This is a genomic window from Pseudoalteromonas gelatinilytica (assembly GCF_001641615.1).
GTDB lineage: Bacteria > Pseudomonadota > Gammaproteobacteria > Enterobacterales > Alteromonadaceae > Pseudoalteromonas > Pseudoalteromonas gelatinilytica.
In genome coordinates this window covers 38,097-51,754 of record NZ_LRRU01000018.1, presented here as the reverse complement: position 1 = coordinate 51,754, position 13,658 = coordinate 38,097, and the positions used below count along the sequence as shown (strand labels likewise).

Here is a 13,658-nt window from a genome sequence, read left to right as displayed (position 1 = left end):
GTATTAGAAAAAGTATGAATTTAAAAAAATTATTTGCATCTGCATTATTAACAGTTGGCCTTTGCCAAAGCGTTTTCGCAAAACCTGTCGAAATCGACAAAGTCGTTGGTGTAGTTAACCAAGGTGTTATTTTACAAAGTGAAGTAGATACCATAATCAACCGAGTAAAAACTCAAGCTGCAGAGCAAGGTCAAGAATTACCTTCTGATGACACGCTTCGCATTCAAGCAATTGAACGTTTAGTTAACCAAACTCTGATGATGCAACTTGCTGAACGCATGGGCTTAGAAATCTCTGATTCTCAGTTAGACCAAACGCTAGAAAACATGGCGCGCGAGCAAGGTGGTTCAATCGCTGATTTACGCCGTACAATTGAAGCTGCAGGCGAGAGCTACCCAGCATACCGTGAAGAAATTCGTAAAGAGATCACCACGCAACAAGTTATGCGTGCGAACGTTGACCGTCGCATCTATATCAGCCCGCAAGAAATCGATAACCTTTTAAAAATTATGGAAACTCAAGGTAAAAGTGCCGAAGAGTACGATATTGGTCACATCCTGATTGATATTCCAAGTGATGCAACACCGGATGAAATCACCAGTGCTAAAACGCGTGCGGACAAAGTTATCGAATTTTTAAAAGAAGGCAAAGAATTTAAACGTATCGCTATTTCATCTTCTAGTGGTTCAAAAGCACTTGAAGGTGGTCAGCTTGGTTGGATGAGCATTAACGAAATGCCATCACTATTCGCTGAAGCGGTAAAAGGTCATAAAAAAGATGATATCGTTGGCCCGCTTCGCTCTGGCGCTGGTTTCCACATTATTAAAGTACAAGATGTTCGTGGCCGTCAAGTAGTTGAAACTACTGAAGTTCGTTCGCGTCATATCTTAGTTAAACCATCAATTATTTTAAGCGAAGAAAAAGCTCGTGACATGCTTAAAGGCTTTGCAAAAGACCTTCGAGAAGGTAAAGCTGACTTTGCTGAGCTTGCTAAAGAGTACTCTGAAGACCCAGGTTCTGCATTAAAAGGCGGTGAGTACGATTGGACAGACCCAAGTACTTATGTACCAGAGTTCAAAAATACTCTGCTTTCGCTAGAAAAAAATGAAATCAGCGAGCCGTTCAGAACACAGTTTGGTTGGCACATTGTACAGCTACTTGACAAGCGTGTAGCAGATAAAACAGAGCAAGCTAAGCGTAACCGCGCTCACCAACTACTGTTTAATCGTAAATTTAAAGAAGAAAGTTTCAACTGGCAGCAAGAAATGCGTGAGCAAGCACACGTTGACATTTTCCCAACAGAATAAAAATTATGACCATTAGAATTGCAATTACCCCAGGTGAGCCAGCCGGTATTGGCCCTGATTTACTTATCAAGTTAGCGCAGCACCAGTGGGATGCCCAACTGGTGGTGATTGCTGATGGTGCGCTGTTAAAACAGCGCGCCAAGTTGCTTGGCTTAGACATTAACTTAATTGACTTTGATGATAGCCAAACGCCTAGTATTGCGCCTGCTGGCAGTGTTTACTTACACCAAGTAGATTTAGGCACAGACGTTGAAGTAGGTGTACTAAATGACGCCAATGGTCAATATGTACTCGATACATTGCGTATCGCCAGTGAAAAAAATATGGACGGTACCTTTGCCGCAGTTGTTACAGGCCCAGTACATAAAGGAATTATCAACAAAGCAGGTATCTCATTCAGCGGTCACACTGAGTATTTTGCACAGCAATCGAATACTGCTGATGTCGTGATGTTGTTAGCAACCGAAGGCTTGCGCGTAGCACTTGTCACGACGCACATACCGCTTGCTTACGTATCGCGCGCAATCACCGTTGAGCGTTTAAGTAAAGTTGCCACTATTTTAAACCATGACTTGCAAACTAAGTTTGGTATTGAAAAACCACGTATCCTCGTCTGTGGCCTCAATCCACATGCTGGCGAAGATGGTCATTTAGGCACTGAAGAAATTGATACCATAGCGCCAACGTTAGAGCTGTTAAATAACCAAGGCATGAACTTAATTGGACCATTGCCTGCTGATACCCTTTTTCAAGATAAATACCTTTCGCAAGCAGATGCAGTGCTAGCAATGTATCACGATCAGGGATTACCTGTGCTAAAATACAAAGGTTTCGGCAATTCGGTCAACATCACCCTTGGCCTGCCATTTATTCGCACCTCAGTAGACCATGGTACGGCGCTCGATTTAGCCGGCACGGGTACTGCTGATGTAGGTAGTTTTGAATTAGCGATCCGCGAAGCAATTAAGCTCGCCCATGAAAAAGCACAGAATCAATGACAGATAAAGTACATTTAGGACACCGCGCACGTAAGCGTTTTGGTCAAAACTTTTTAAACGATGACATGATCATCGACAAAATCGTCACGGCTATCGATCCTAAACCTGAAGACAATTTAGTAGAAATCGGCCCGGGTCTTGGTGCAATCACTGAGCCAGTCGCTGATTTAAGTGGCCACCTAACTGTTGTTGAGCTAGATAAAGACTTAGCAGAACGTTTAACAAGCCACCCATTCTTAGGGCCAAAATTAACGGTGCATCAAGGCGATGCAATGAAGTTTGATTTTAGCACTCTGATCAAGTCTGACGAAAAATTAAAGATTTTTGGTAACTTACCTTATAACGTATCGACCCCACTGCTATTCCATTTATTTGAGTTCGCAGATAACGTTGAGCATATGCACTTTATGCTACAAAAAGAAGTGGTCAAGCGTATGGTAGCAGGCCCAGGCAGTAAAGCGTTTGGCCGTTTAAGTGTAATGACACAATATTACTGCCACGCAATGCCAGTAATTGATGTGCCACCAGAGTGTTTTAAGCCAGCTCCTAAAGTTGATTCAGCGGTTATTCGCTTGATCCCGAAAAAGCCAGAGCAACGCACAGCTAAAAGCACTAAACTTTTAAATACAGTATGTTTAGAAGCGTTTAATCAACGCCGTAAGACACTGCGTAACAGCTTAGCTAACTTGCTTACAGCTGAAGAGCTAACAGGTATCGGTATAGATATCACTCTTCGTGCAGAAAGCCTGTCTTTACAACAATTTATTGATATAGCTAATTGGATTTATGACAACAAGCAGTAATTTAGGTTCTCCAATTAAGGTGTCGGTTGAGACCTTCTATGTAGAAGGTCAATCAGAGCCTGAACAAGATAAATACGTTTTTGCTTACTCAATCACCATAAAAAACCACAGTTTATGTAGTGCTAAGCTTTTGAGTCGTTACTGGTTAATTACCGATGCCAATGGCAAAGAAGTGGAAGTACAAGGTGAAGGCGTTGTTGGTGAAACACCGACCATTGCCCCTGGTGAAAGTTACAAATACACCAGCGGTGCGGTACTTGATACCCCTGTAGGGACAATGCAAGGCCACTACACCATGCGCAACGAGTTTGGTACTGAATTTGAAGCACCAATCGAGGTGTTTCGTTTAGCCCGTCCAAACATTTTGCACTAGGTAACAATGGCTGACTACGCAATTGGTGACTTACAGGGCTGTTATAGTGAATTTGATACGCTTTTAAAACGTGTCGATTTTAACCCAAGCCAAGATCATCTCTACTTAGTCGGCGATATTGTCGCTCGAGGCCCTGATTCACTCGCCTGCCTCGAGCACCTTTATACAATGCAAGGCAGTGTCAGTATTACCCTTGGTAATCATGATTTACACCTTATTGCTTGTCATTATCTAAATAAACCAGCAAACCCAAAAGATAAACTTGCTGATGTTTTTGATAGCCCAAAACGCGCTGAATATATTCACTTTTTGCAACAGCAACCATTAGCCTTATGGCTTGAACGCTATGACATGCTCATAAGCCATGCTGGCTTAAACCCTAATTGGTCGATAAAAAAAGCACTAAAGCGTGCTCGCTTTGCAGAGCGTTGCTATCAAGGTGCTGATGCAAGCCATTACTTTGCCAATATGTATGACCCTCATCCATTAGCATGGCAATCAACATTACCTAACGAGGCTAAATTTCGTTATATCGTTAATTACTTCACGCGCATGCGCTTTGTTAATTTGCTTGGTGAACTCGATTTCAGTAACAAAACCAGCATTAGTGAAGATAGCTCAATAATCCCTTGGTTCGAGCATCCGAATATTAGTAAGCTCAAGCAACAGATCACATTTGGTCATTGGGCTGCTTTAGAAGGTAAAGTTAAAGCTAAAAATATTCACGCTCTCGACACCGGCTGTGTATGGGGAGGTGCTATGACACTCATGGAACTCAGCCAAAAAGGCTGTTTTGTCGAAAAATCCCACTCTTTTATCTAAATAAACTGAAAAATAGCTGAACATCTGTTAGATTTATAACAATTAAAGTTAATTTAATTTAAAGCTAATTAAATTTAAATACTTAACTAATTGGCAACCTTGCCGATAAGTGTTGATTAGTACTATTTTCTGGAATTACATATGAACTTGACCGTTAGACAGCGTATTTGGGGTGGCTTTATTGTTATTACGTTACTCCTGCTATTTATTGGTGGTAACTCGTTGATCAGAATTACCAACATTGATCAATCAACGCAGCGAGTTAATCAGCTGTCATTACCGGCTCTCGATAAAAGTTATGAGTTGCAGGTTGAATTCATTTTGATGAGTAAATCGGCACAAGCCAGCTTTTACACCACATCACAAGATGAGTTAGCGGCTCTTCGCAAGAATTTTACTGAACAGAAAAAGCGTTACGATAGCTCTTACCAAGAGCTACAGCAGATAGTGAGTAACGATCCTAAACTGAAACAAAGCAGCCAAGAAGTTGAACAAACTTATAAACGTTTTGCTAAATCTGTTGATAACCTTTTCGCAGATAAACAAACTCAGCTAGAACTGAATAAAACGCTACGCACGCAGCTTGAAAGTATCGAGATCAGCGCCGAAGATGCTAACTCAGTTGTGCTAGATATCATTGATATTGATGGCCTTGAAGAAAACCACTCACGTGCTTATCAAGCTGCCAACAACATGGAAAACAACTTCCAGTCAGTCGTCACTAATAGTACTGATATGTTAACGGTTAAAACCCTTAACACGTTAGATATTGTTAAAAACGAGCAAGTTTACTATTTGGAAGAAGTTGAACGAAGCCTTGGCCTTATTCGCCCAGCTATCATTGATAATAATGCTGACTTATATAATGACCTAAATGGTTATTTTGAAAGCCTTGCCAATAACGTGCGCGGCAACAACAGTTTATCTGCAAATAAAAAACGCCTAATTGATGCAATTGCACAAACTGAATCTGAACTAGCCAATGCAGAAAAATCAACGACCGAAGCCCTGAAACAACTTAAAGAGCTGGTTGATCAAGCAACTGTCCTTGCCTTTGACTTACAGCAAGATGTAAGCGGTAATGTATCAACGGCGACTATTTGGACTTGGATTGCCATGGTTATCGCGACTTTAATTGCTATTGCAGTAGCAGCGATTACAGTTAACCGTATTACTAAACCTCTATCTGAAGTTAATCGAATTCTTGATATTGTTGCTAGTGGTGACATGACTCAACGCCTAGATGATTCAGCTAAAGATGAGTTTGGTGAGTTATCACGAAGCTGTAATACACTCATCGAAAGTTTGCGTACGCTTATTCAAGGTATTATTTCTCGCTCTACACAGCTTGCTGCGGCTTCTGAGGAAACTTCAGCAATCACTGAAGAGTCAAGCCAGGCGATTCGTAATCAACAAGCACAAGTTGAACAAGCTGCAACTGCAACCACTGAAATGAGCAGTACATCACAAGCGGTAAGCAGCAGTGCTCAACAAGCGCTGAGTGAAATTAAAAACGCGGATAAAGAAGCAGACCGTGTTAAAGGTATTTCTTCACAAAATAAAGCAACCATTGAACAACTTGCCCGTGAAGTTGATGATGCATCACAAGTTATCAATCAACTACACAAAGACAGCGCATCAATTGGCGGTATCTTAGATGTTATTCGTGGCATTGCAGAGCAAACTAACCTACTTGCGCTTAATGCTGCAATTGAAGCTGCACGTGCTGGCGAACAAGGCCGAGGCTTCGCTGTTGTAGCTGACGAGGTTCGCTCTTTAGCAAGCAAGACTCAAGAGTCGACCCAAGAGATCCAAGCTATGATTGAATCACTTCAGGTTGGCGCTGAGGCTGCTGTATCGGCGATGTCGAAAGGTAAGCAACAAGCTGAGTCGTGTGTTGAGCAGTCAGACCTTGCCAACACAGCCCTTGATTCAATCACTGCAGCCGTTGCACAAGCTCATAATGTAAGTGAAGAGATCTCAACAGCCGCTCACGAACAGCAACAAGTATCACAAGAAATTAGCGAACGCTTAGAGTCGATTGTGGCAATTGCAGAGCAAACAGCTGAGGGCGCAAACCAAACCAATATTTCAAGTTCAGAAGTTGCTAAGTTAGCAGAAGAACTACGTTTATCGGTCGATGCGTTTAAAGTTTAAGAAGCTGTAAACGAGTTACGAGTTACGAGTTACGAGTTACGAGTTAACAAAGATAGAAGCCGTGTTTGTGAAAAAAAACACGGCTTTTTTGTATGTATTCATATCAATTCGCCTATCTTGTGAGCTGACTACACTTAATATTAGCCTGCCTCCCCTCCCAAATAGGCGCATTTTTTAATAGCAAATAATTACGTATTACAGCGAGTAGGAATTAATTTAGCGAAGCGTTTTTCAGGCATAAAAAAACCGCAACGAGTGCGGTTTCTTAAATTCTATTGGCTTTTAAATTAAAGACCTGCGCGGTCTTTAATAACAGCGATTAGTGGTGAACCACCGTGGCCGTTTGCTTCAGCCCATGCGATGTCTGCACCGTCTTCTAAAGAACTTTTAGATAGGTTCTTAACGATGTATTCACCTGTATCTGCTGCGCCGCTTTCGATTGCATGACGAAGCATGTTATTACCATTACACTGTACAGCATCAAAGATGTTACGGATTTTAACACGTGAGCTCTTAAGCTTATCACGTAAACGGTTTTTATCATCTGCTGCAATATACTCACAGATTGAAACCGCTAATTGATCATCAGCTTTTGCTGGTGCTGTATACGCAACTGACGCTGAAACAACAGCCGCTGCAAGTAACATATTTGGTAACTTCATCATATTTTGCCCTTATGTAATACTTTCTTCTTACCAAGATTGTGTAATATTGTACCAACTAATTAATTTTACCGCAATAATGTTACGAATTTTTGTACAGGGTTACAAACGTATACGAGTAAGGGTTTTTGTTATCAGGCTGATGCTGTTCTTGCTCGACAACTGTCCAATTAGCAACACTTTCGTAATCTGGGAACTGCGTATCACCGCTTACTTCAAGATCGATGAATGTTAAGTATAGTCGATCTGCCAGAGATAGAAATTGTTCGTAGATATTTCCGCCACCTATAATCATAACTTCTTCAACTTCAGCAACCAATGCCAGCGCAGCCTCTGGTGAAGTAACCACCTCAATCCCTTCTGCTGTGTAATCAGCGTTGCGCGTGATAATAATATTTTGACGTCCAGGTAAAGGGCGACCAATGGATTCAAACGTCTTACGGCCCATGATCACAGGCTTTGCCATAGTTACTTTTTTAAAGTGCTGTAGATCGGCGGGTAAATGCCATGGCATCTGGTTGTCTTGGCCTATTACTCGGTTATTTGCCATAGCAGCAATCATTGAAATTTTCACACTAAACCTTAATACTTTTTTCTTATTAATAAAAAAGGAGCGCATGGCTCCTTTTCAGTTTAAAATTTTATCGTTGGTAGATAACTTCTACATCGTAGTCATCATCATCCCAGTCGTCATCCCAATCATCATCATCTTGAGATGTTGCTTTCTGATGGTAAGTATCCCACTTAAATTCAACTTCTTCTTTCTCTTCTTCAGCGAATTTCTCTTTCGGCATACTATCAAGCAGCGCCATAATGTCATGACACAATGCTTGGGTATTTTGCTTGTTTGCAGCAGAAATACGGTAAACATTAACCTCTTCACCTAGCTCTTCGGCAATTTCATTACACAGGGCTTCGGCTTCATCTTCTGGCAATAAGTCGATTTTGTTAAATACTAACCAACGCGGCTTTTCAGCAAGTTTGGGGCTGTACTGGTGTAGCTCGTTAATAATCGCAAAGGCATTATCAACTGGGTTAGTACCATCAACTGGCATAATATCAATAATATGCAGTAATACACGACAACGTTCTAAGTGCTTTAAGAAGCGAATACCCAGACCCGCACCTTCTGAAGCGCCTTCAATCAGACCAGGAATATCTGCAATAACAAATGATTTATTCGCATCAGGGCGTACTACACCAAGGTTAGGAATAAGCGTTGTAAATGGGTAATCAGCCACTTTTGGTTTTGCCGCCGAAACACTACGGATAAATGTTGATTTACCAGCATTAGGTAAACCCAGCAAGCCAACATCAGCAAGTAGCATTAACTCAAGGCGTAAGCTGCGAACTTCACCAGGTGTACCTAGTGTCTTTTGACGTGGTGCACGGTTAGTACTTGATTTAAAACGTGCATTTCCCAAGCCATGGAAACCACCTTTCGCAACTACAATTTTTTGACCATGTTTAGTTAAATCACCTAGTGACTCTTCTGTATCAACGTCAGTGATACGCGTACCTACAGGTACTTTAAGCGTCAAATCAGCGCCCTTTTTACCTGTCATGTTACGGCTTTGGCCATTTGTACCGCGCTCTGCTTTATGAAAACGCTCAAATTGATAGTCAATTAAGGTATTTAAGTTTTCATCGGCTTGTAGATAAACGCTGCCGCCATCGCCGCCATCGCCGCCATCAGGACCGCCGTCTGGTACATATTTTTCACGTCGGAAAGATACGACACCGCTGCCGCCATCACCCGCGTCACAACGAATTTCTACTTCATCTACAAACTTCATGATTACTCACTTTAAGATTGGCTTGTTAATAACTCTATTATATACCTAAGCCCTTCTGATTGCAGGCTTAGCTTAGGTATATATTTATGCGCATTAGTATGCGCCTCAAAACAAAAAACCCCGCAAAGGCGGGGTTTTTCAAATATCGAGATGATTACTCAGCTACGATATTTACGTATTTACGGTTTAAAGGACCTTTCTGTTCGAATTGAACTTTACCATCTGCTTTTGCGAAGATAGTGTGGTCTTTACCGATACCTACGTTTGCACCAGCGTGGAACTTAGTACCACGTTGACGAACAATGATGCTACCCGCTAGAACTGATTCGCCACCAAAACGCTTAACACCTAGGCGTTTGCTTTCTGAATCGCGACCGTTACGAGTACTACCAGCTGCTTTTTTATGTGCCATTTCTCAGTACCTCTAAATTAAGCGCTAATGCCAGTGATTTTAACTTCAGTGAACCATTGACGATGGCCCATTTGCTTACGAGAATGCTTACGACGTCTAAATTTAACGATCTTAACTTTCTCACCGCGACCGTGTGAAACAACCTCAGCTGTTACTTTACCACCGTTTACGAACGGTACACCGATCTCGATTTTCTCACCATCAGCAACTAAAAGTACTGAATCAAATTCAACTGCTGCACCAGTTTCAACGTCTAATTTCTCAAGACGAATTGTTTGACCTTCAGTCACACGGTGCTGTTTACCACCACTTTGGAAAACCGCGTACATAATTAACTCCGTCTGTGCGCCCTCAAATCGACGCAACTAAAATATTCTTCAATAGGGCGCGAAGTTTACGCTAATGTGCAAAAACTAGCAAGCCTCTTTTTCGATAAAATGAATAAAAAATAGCTGCATTGAGAGCAATTCAATATTTTCCCCTATTCTATCCTAAAAACACCACATGCCAAGCGGTTTTTACGATCTCATGACAATTAAATTACGCCAATAATACAGACTTTGTGAATTCAAAAAGCTGATCACTTATTAATCAAGGTTATAAATTTATGTCAGCAAAATTGATCTGAAATAAAAAACTTTACAGTGTTTTTTTAATGAATCATCACAAAATATCGAGCAAGCGCTTTTTTTGTTGTACAATCAGCCCCGTATACCCATAAATATTGGCTCGGAGATCAATGGATATAAAAGCTATCCAGACGTTAATCGAAAATGAAATGGATGACGTCAATCAACTTATACACGCCCAAATGCGCTCAGATGTCGCATTGGTTAACCAACTCGGTTTATACATAGTAAACAGCGGTGGTAAGCGCGTTCGACCTATGTTGGCCATTTTAGCGGCAAAAGCACTCGGTTATGAGGGCAAAGACCATATTACGCTTGCTACTATCATCGAGTTTATTCATACCGCGACCTTATTGCATGACGACGTTGTCGACGAGTCACATTTACGCCGTGGTACACCAACAGCCAATGCTGAATTTGGTAATGCAGCGAGCGTTTTGGTGGGTGACTTTATCTATACACGTTCATTTCAGTTGATGGTTGGCCTAGGTAAAATGCCAATTATGCAAATTCTAGCTGATGCAACGAATGTCATCGCTGAAGGCGAAGTATTACAGCTAATGAACTGTAATGACCCAGACACGACAGAACAAAGCTACATGCAGGTTATTTACAGCAAAACGGCAAAATTGTTCGAAGCTGCAACTGGCCTTGCTGCAATTATTACCGAGCAAGATGAGCAAACCCTTGAAGCATTAAACTTATACGGTATGCATCTTGGCACGGCATTTCAATTAGTGGATGATGTACTTGATTACAACGCCGATGCTGAGCAACTTGGTAAAAACATTGGCGATGATTTAGCTGAAGGTAAACCTACCCTACCGCTTATCTACGCAATGCAAAAAGGCACCCCAGAGCAAGTGAAGCTAATTAGAGACGCTATTGAGCTTGGCAATGGTATGGATCACTTAGAGAGCATTCTAGCAGCATTAGCTGATACTAAAGCGCTTGAGTTTGCAATGCAAAAAGCTGAGCAAGAAGCTGACAAAGCGATTGCTTGCATTGCTTTCTTACCAGACACACCGTACAAACAAGCATTAGAGAGTTTGGCACGCATCGCCGTTGCCCGCGATCATTAAACGCTATTTATTCGAGCCATTAAAAAAGCCTGCATATGCAGGCTTTTTTGTTTTCGGCGATTTAAAAAACCGCCTATCATCTGTCGGAATTAACCGTTGATGAAATCAACACCTTCTTGGATGTCTTTGTTAAGAGTAGCTAGCATGTCGTTTTTAGCTTGCTCTTCGAATGCACTTAACTCACCGTAAGAAAGGATTTCTTCAACGCCGTTTTTACCTAAACGAACTGGGTGTGCGAAGTAGGCTGCATCACCGTTTTCAACTGCAACGTATGCGTAATCAACAACTTCTTCACCTTGTAAGCCTTTAACTAAAGACATACAGAAGCGTGCTGCTGCAGCACCCATTGAAAGAGTCGCTGAACCGCCACCCGCTTTAGCGTTAACAACTTCAGTACCTGCGTTTTGGATACGTGGAGTTAATGCTGCAACTTCTTCGTCAGTGAAAGTAACACCTTCAACTTGAGAAAGAAGAGGAAGGATTGTAGTACCTGAGTGACCACCGATCACTGGAACTTTAACGTCAGTTGCGCTTAAACCTTTAAGTTCAGCAACAAATGCTTCTGAACGGATCACGTCAAGTGTTGTGATACCGAATACACGGCCTGCATCGTAAGTACCTGCTTTTTTGAATACTTCAGCAACGATTGGCACAGTGCCGTTAACTGGGTTAGTGATGATACCCACTAACGCTTTAGGACAGTTTCTAACGATGCCTTCAGCTAATGTTTTGATGATACCTGCGTTTACGTTGAAAAGGTCCGCACGGTCCATGCCTGGCTTACGTGGCATACCCGCTGGGATAAGAACGATATCACAACCAGCTAATGCTGCGTCTAGGCTGTCAGCACCAAAGCCTTCAACTTTAACGTCTGTTGGAATGTGAGAAAGATCAACCGCTACACCAGGAACAACAGGGGCAACATCGTATAACGATAATTCAGAACCTGCAGGTAAACTTGTTTTTAATAATAAAGACAATGCTTGGCCGATACCGCCAGCTGCGCCTAAAACAGCAACTTTCATTGGAATTCTCCGTAATTTGAGGTAGGAAATATTTGTGGCCCTAAAGATAATGAAATTAGCGACTAAAAACAAATTTATCCTGCTTATTTCGCGTATAATTTCGACCATAGTTGTAAACTTGGCTGTAAAGACACAGCATTTTGGACGACTTTGTAAACTAATACTGCATAAATATGCAGAGTTGTGTAGAATTACCCTACATTTTATGAATAAAGAAACGGCAACATGCAACCACAAGACAAACAAGAAGCACTGATCAAAGCGTTTAAAGCGCTATTAAAAGAAGAAAACTTCGGCTCACAAGGTGAGATTGTCGAAGCATTAAAAGAGCAAGGCTTTGATAATATTAGCCAAAGTAAAGTCTCTCGCATGTTAAGCAAGTTCGGTGCGGTACGTACTCGCAATGCAAAACAAGAAATGGTGTATTGTTTACCAGCTGAAATGGGTGTGCCAACAGCGAAAAGCCCGCTTCGCCAACTTGTTATTGATATTATGCATAACGAAATGATGATCATTATTCGCACCAGTCCAGGCGCAGCACAATTAATTGCTCGTTTACTTGATTCACTCGGTAAAGCAGATGGTGTACTAGGTACGATTGCAGGTGACGACACTATTTTTATCGCCCCTGCGAAGATTTCTGAAATCGATGTGACGCTTGAGCGCGTGCGCACTTTATTCGATACCGTTTAAAGCTGCTTTAAGAAGTTTACTGACGGGGCGAAAAACGCAGAACCCATATCGGCTTGAGTAAAATCGAGCCAATGATCATAGCAATCGCCCTGCCCTAAGCGACTCTTTAATACCTGTTCAAACGCATCCCCTTGCGCAGCACACGAAACCATTAAAATTCCCTGCTTATGCACATCACCAAATGGCATGCTTTGGTTTAGCAATAGTGGCTGGCCATGATCATCTTTTAATTCACTACGAACCGCATGACTGGTTTCTACAGCAGGCACAATCAAGGTGTTATCTAAACGCGTGCGCCCCATGATTTGCTCTTGCTCAGATAACGATAAATGCTGCCAGACACTCAAATCATGCACAAAGCGCTGAACATGGATATAACTGCCTTGGTCTTCAAAGTGACCCGGTTTATCGATAAGTGCTGTACTACGCTTTTGGCGACCATGCGGCGTATCACCCGCATAGATAAAGCCGTTAAAATCACGCCCGTCTAAAAATCGAAAATTACGAACCTGCTCCACCAGCTCAACATCCGGTGTTAATAATTTTAGGATTTGCAGAGCAAATAGATGATTGACATCTTCGCGGTCTGAGCGAATTTGTACAAACAAATCAAATGGCTGGGCACTAATCACATGATCACTGTGAGTTACATTCGGAAAGCTTTGCAATTGACTAGGAATAAACTCGGGTAAGATATGCGGCCAATACTGAGCACCAAGGGCAACCACGCACGACAGCATGGCTTCTGAGAACTGATCAGCAAACTCATCTTGAATGACGCTGACGCGTTTTAGTTTTTTACGTAATGACTCATCATGGCCATCGTAAACATTAAAAAACAGGTGCAAACCATGTAAGTTTGCTTCAGCACAAATCCCAGATTGCGCTTGCGCCATAGT

At 41.9% G+C, this 13,658-nt stretch carries 15 protein-coding genes; 8 read left to right on the top strand and 7 right to left on the bottom strand.

From position 1 onward, the window contains the following. The first annotated feature begins 14 nt into the window (after positions 1–14). The 6 genes from surA (at position 15) to NH153_RS08875 (ending at position 6,460) form a co-directional block, all read left to right on the top strand. A complete protein-coding gene (surA, locus tag NH153_RS08900) occupies positions 15–1,307 on the top strand; it encodes a peptidylprolyl isomerase SurA (RefSeq protein ID WP_063702976.1) in 1,293 nt (430 codons plus the stop codon). Positions 1,308–1,312: 5 nt separating this feature from the next. After that, entirely contained in the window at positions 1,313–2,305 is a 993-nt protein-coding gene (gene pdxA, locus NH153_RS08895) for a 4-hydroxythreonine-4-phosphate dehydrogenase PdxA (RefSeq protein ID WP_063702974.1), read from the top strand. Continuing rightward, a complete protein-coding gene (rsmA, locus tag NH153_RS08890; RefSeq protein WP_063702973.1) occupies positions 2,302–3,108 on the top strand; it encodes a 16S rRNA (adenine(1518)-N(6)/adenine(1519)-N(6))-dimethyltransferase RsmA in 807 nt (268 codons plus the stop codon). The genes pdxA and rsmA overlap by 4 nt, the downstream gene beginning before the upstream one ends. Next, entirely contained in the window at positions 3,092–3,481 is a 390-nt protein-coding gene (gene apaG / locus NH153_RS08885; RefSeq protein WP_054550996.1) for a Co2+/Mg2+ efflux facilitator ApaG/CorD, read from the top strand. The genes rsmA and apaG overlap by 17 nt, the downstream gene beginning before the upstream one ends. A gap of 6 nt (positions 3,482–3,487) precedes the next feature. After that, entirely contained in the window at positions 3,488–4,303 is an 816-nt protein-coding gene (locus NH153_RS08880; RefSeq protein WP_063702971.1) for a symmetrical bis(5'-nucleosyl)-tetraphosphatase, read from the top strand. A gap of 141 nt (positions 4,304–4,444) precedes the next feature. Next, positions 4,445–6,460 (top strand): methyl-accepting chemotaxis protein, encoded by a 2,016-nt coding sequence (locus tag NH153_RS08875; protein ID WP_063702969.1) that lies wholly within the window; start codon positions 4,445–4,447, stop codon positions 6,458–6,460. A 287-nt stretch (positions 6,461–6,747) separates the two neighbouring features. Here the strand turns inward: NH153_RS08875 and NH153_RS08870 are convergent, their stop codons facing one another. The 5 genes from NH153_RS08870 to rplU all read right to left on the bottom strand — a co-directional run bounded on the left by NH153_RS08870 (position 6,748) and on the right by rplU (position 9,659). After that, the gene (locus NH153_RS08870; RefSeq protein ID WP_063702967.1) at positions 6,748–7,125 is read right to left on the bottom strand and encodes a DUF3718 domain-containing protein; all 378 of its coding nucleotides are present in this window, start codon (positions 7,123–7,125) and stop codon (positions 6,748–6,750) included. Between the two features lie 79 nt (positions 7,126–7,204). Further along, entirely contained in the window at positions 7,205–7,684 is a 480-nt protein-coding gene (gene folA / locus NH153_RS08865; protein WP_082874031.1) for a type 3 dihydrofolate reductase, read from the bottom strand. Between the two features lie 79 nt (positions 7,685–7,763). After that, entirely contained in the window at positions 7,764–8,918 is a 1,155-nt protein-coding gene (gene cgtA / locus NH153_RS08860; protein ID WP_063702966.1) for an Obg family GTPase CgtA, read from the bottom strand. 154 nt (positions 8,919–9,072) lie between these two features. Beyond that, positions 9,073–9,330 carry a 50S ribosomal protein L27 gene (gene rpmA / locus NH153_RS08855; RefSeq protein WP_036965960.1) on the bottom strand — a complete coding sequence of 86 codons (258 nt, stop codon included), beginning with the start codon at positions 9,328–9,330 and terminating at the stop codon, positions 9,073–9,075. A 17-nt stretch (positions 9,331–9,347) separates the two neighbouring features. Beyond that, positions 9,348–9,659, bottom strand: coding sequence for a 50S ribosomal protein L21 (rplU, locus tag NH153_RS08850; RefSeq protein WP_036965957.1), 312 nt, complete (start codon positions 9,657–9,659; stop codon positions 9,348–9,350). 410 nt (positions 9,660–10,069) lie between these two features. Here rplU and ispB point away from each other — a divergent pair, with 410 nt between their 5' ends. After that, positions 10,070–11,041, top strand: coding sequence for an octaprenyl diphosphate synthase (gene ispB, locus NH153_RS08845; protein ID WP_063702963.1), 972 nt, complete (start codon positions 10,070–10,072; stop codon positions 11,039–11,041). A gap of 89 nt (positions 11,042–11,130) precedes the next feature. Here the strand turns inward: ispB and mdh are convergent, their stop codons facing one another. Further along, positions 11,131–12,066 carry a malate dehydrogenase gene (gene mdh / locus NH153_RS08840; RefSeq protein WP_063702960.1) on the bottom strand — a complete coding sequence of 312 codons (936 nt, stop codon included), beginning with the start codon at positions 12,064–12,066 and terminating at the stop codon, positions 11,131–11,133. Positions 12,067–12,291: 225 nt separating this feature from the next. On the opposite strand from mdh, the gene argR reads away from it, so the two are divergent. After that, on the top strand, positions 12,292–12,759 hold the full coding sequence (argR, locus tag NH153_RS08835) for a transcriptional regulator ArgR (protein ID WP_063702957.1): 468 nt from the start codon (positions 12,292–12,294) through the stop codon (positions 12,757–12,759). Here the strand turns inward: argR and NH153_RS08830 are convergent. Next, positions 12,756–13,655: a Dyp-type peroxidase gene (locus NH153_RS08830; protein ID WP_063702955.1), complete on the bottom strand. Its 900-nt coding sequence runs from the start codon at positions 13,653–13,655 to the stop codon at positions 12,756–12,758. The two genes, argR and NH153_RS08830, sit on opposite strands and share 4 nt — an antisense overlap. Positions 13,656–13,658: the final 3 nt, after the last annotated feature.

Bases quoted from the DNA above. Each gene is read 5' to 3' on its own strand.
- NH153_RS08830 (WP_063702955.1), bottom strand. From the start codon at position 13,655: ATGGCGCAAGCGCAATCTGGGATTTGTGCTGAAGCAAACTTACATGGT.
- argR (WP_063702957.1), top strand. From the start codon at position 12,292: ATGCAACCACAAGACAAACAAGAAGCACTGATCAAAGCGTTTAAAGCG.
- rsmA (WP_063702973.1), top strand. From the start codon at position 2,302: ATGACAGATAAAGTACATTTAGGACACCGCGCACGTAAGCGTTTTGGT.
- rplU (WP_036965957.1), bottom strand. From the start codon at position 9,659: ATGTACGCGGTTTTCCAAAGTGGTGGTAAACAGCACCGTGTGACTGAA.
- folA (WP_082874031.1), bottom strand. From the start codon at position 7,684: ATGATTGCTGCTATGGCAAATAACCGAGTAATAGGCCAAGACAACCAG.
- surA (WP_063702976.1), top strand. From the start codon at position 15: ATGAATTTAAAAAAATTATTTGCATCTGCATTATTAACAGTTGGCCTT.
- apaG (WP_054550996.1), top strand. From the start codon at position 3,092: ATGACAACAAGCAGTAATTTAGGTTCTCCAATTAAGGTGTCGGTTGAG.
- NH153_RS08880 (WP_063702971.1), top strand. From the start codon at position 3,488: ATGGCTGACTACGCAATTGGTGACTTACAGGGCTGTTATAGTGAATTT.
- rpmA (WP_036965960.1), bottom strand. From the start codon at position 9,330: ATGGCACATAAAAAAGCAGCTGGTAGTACTCGTAACGGTCGCGATTCA.
- NH153_RS08870 (WP_063702967.1), bottom strand. From the start codon at position 7,125: ATGATGAAGTTACCAAATATGTTACTTGCAGCGGCTGTTGTTTCAGCG.
- mdh (WP_063702960.1), bottom strand. From the start codon at position 12,066: ATGAAAGTTGCTGTTTTAGGCGCAGCTGGCGGTATCGGCCAAGCATTG.
- NH153_RS08875 (WP_063702969.1), top strand. From the start codon at position 4,445: ATGAACTTGACCGTTAGACAGCGTATTTGGGGTGGCTTTATTGTTATT.
- cgtA (WP_063702966.1), bottom strand. From the start codon at position 8,918: ATGAAGTTTGTAGATGAAGTAGAAATTCGTTGTGACGCGGGTGATGGC.
- ispB (WP_063702963.1), top strand. From the start codon at position 10,070: ATGGATATAAAAGCTATCCAGACGTTAATCGAAAATGAAATGGATGAC.
- pdxA (WP_063702974.1), top strand. From the start codon at position 1,313: ATGACCATTAGAATTGCAATTACCCCAGGTGAGCCAGCCGGTATTGGC.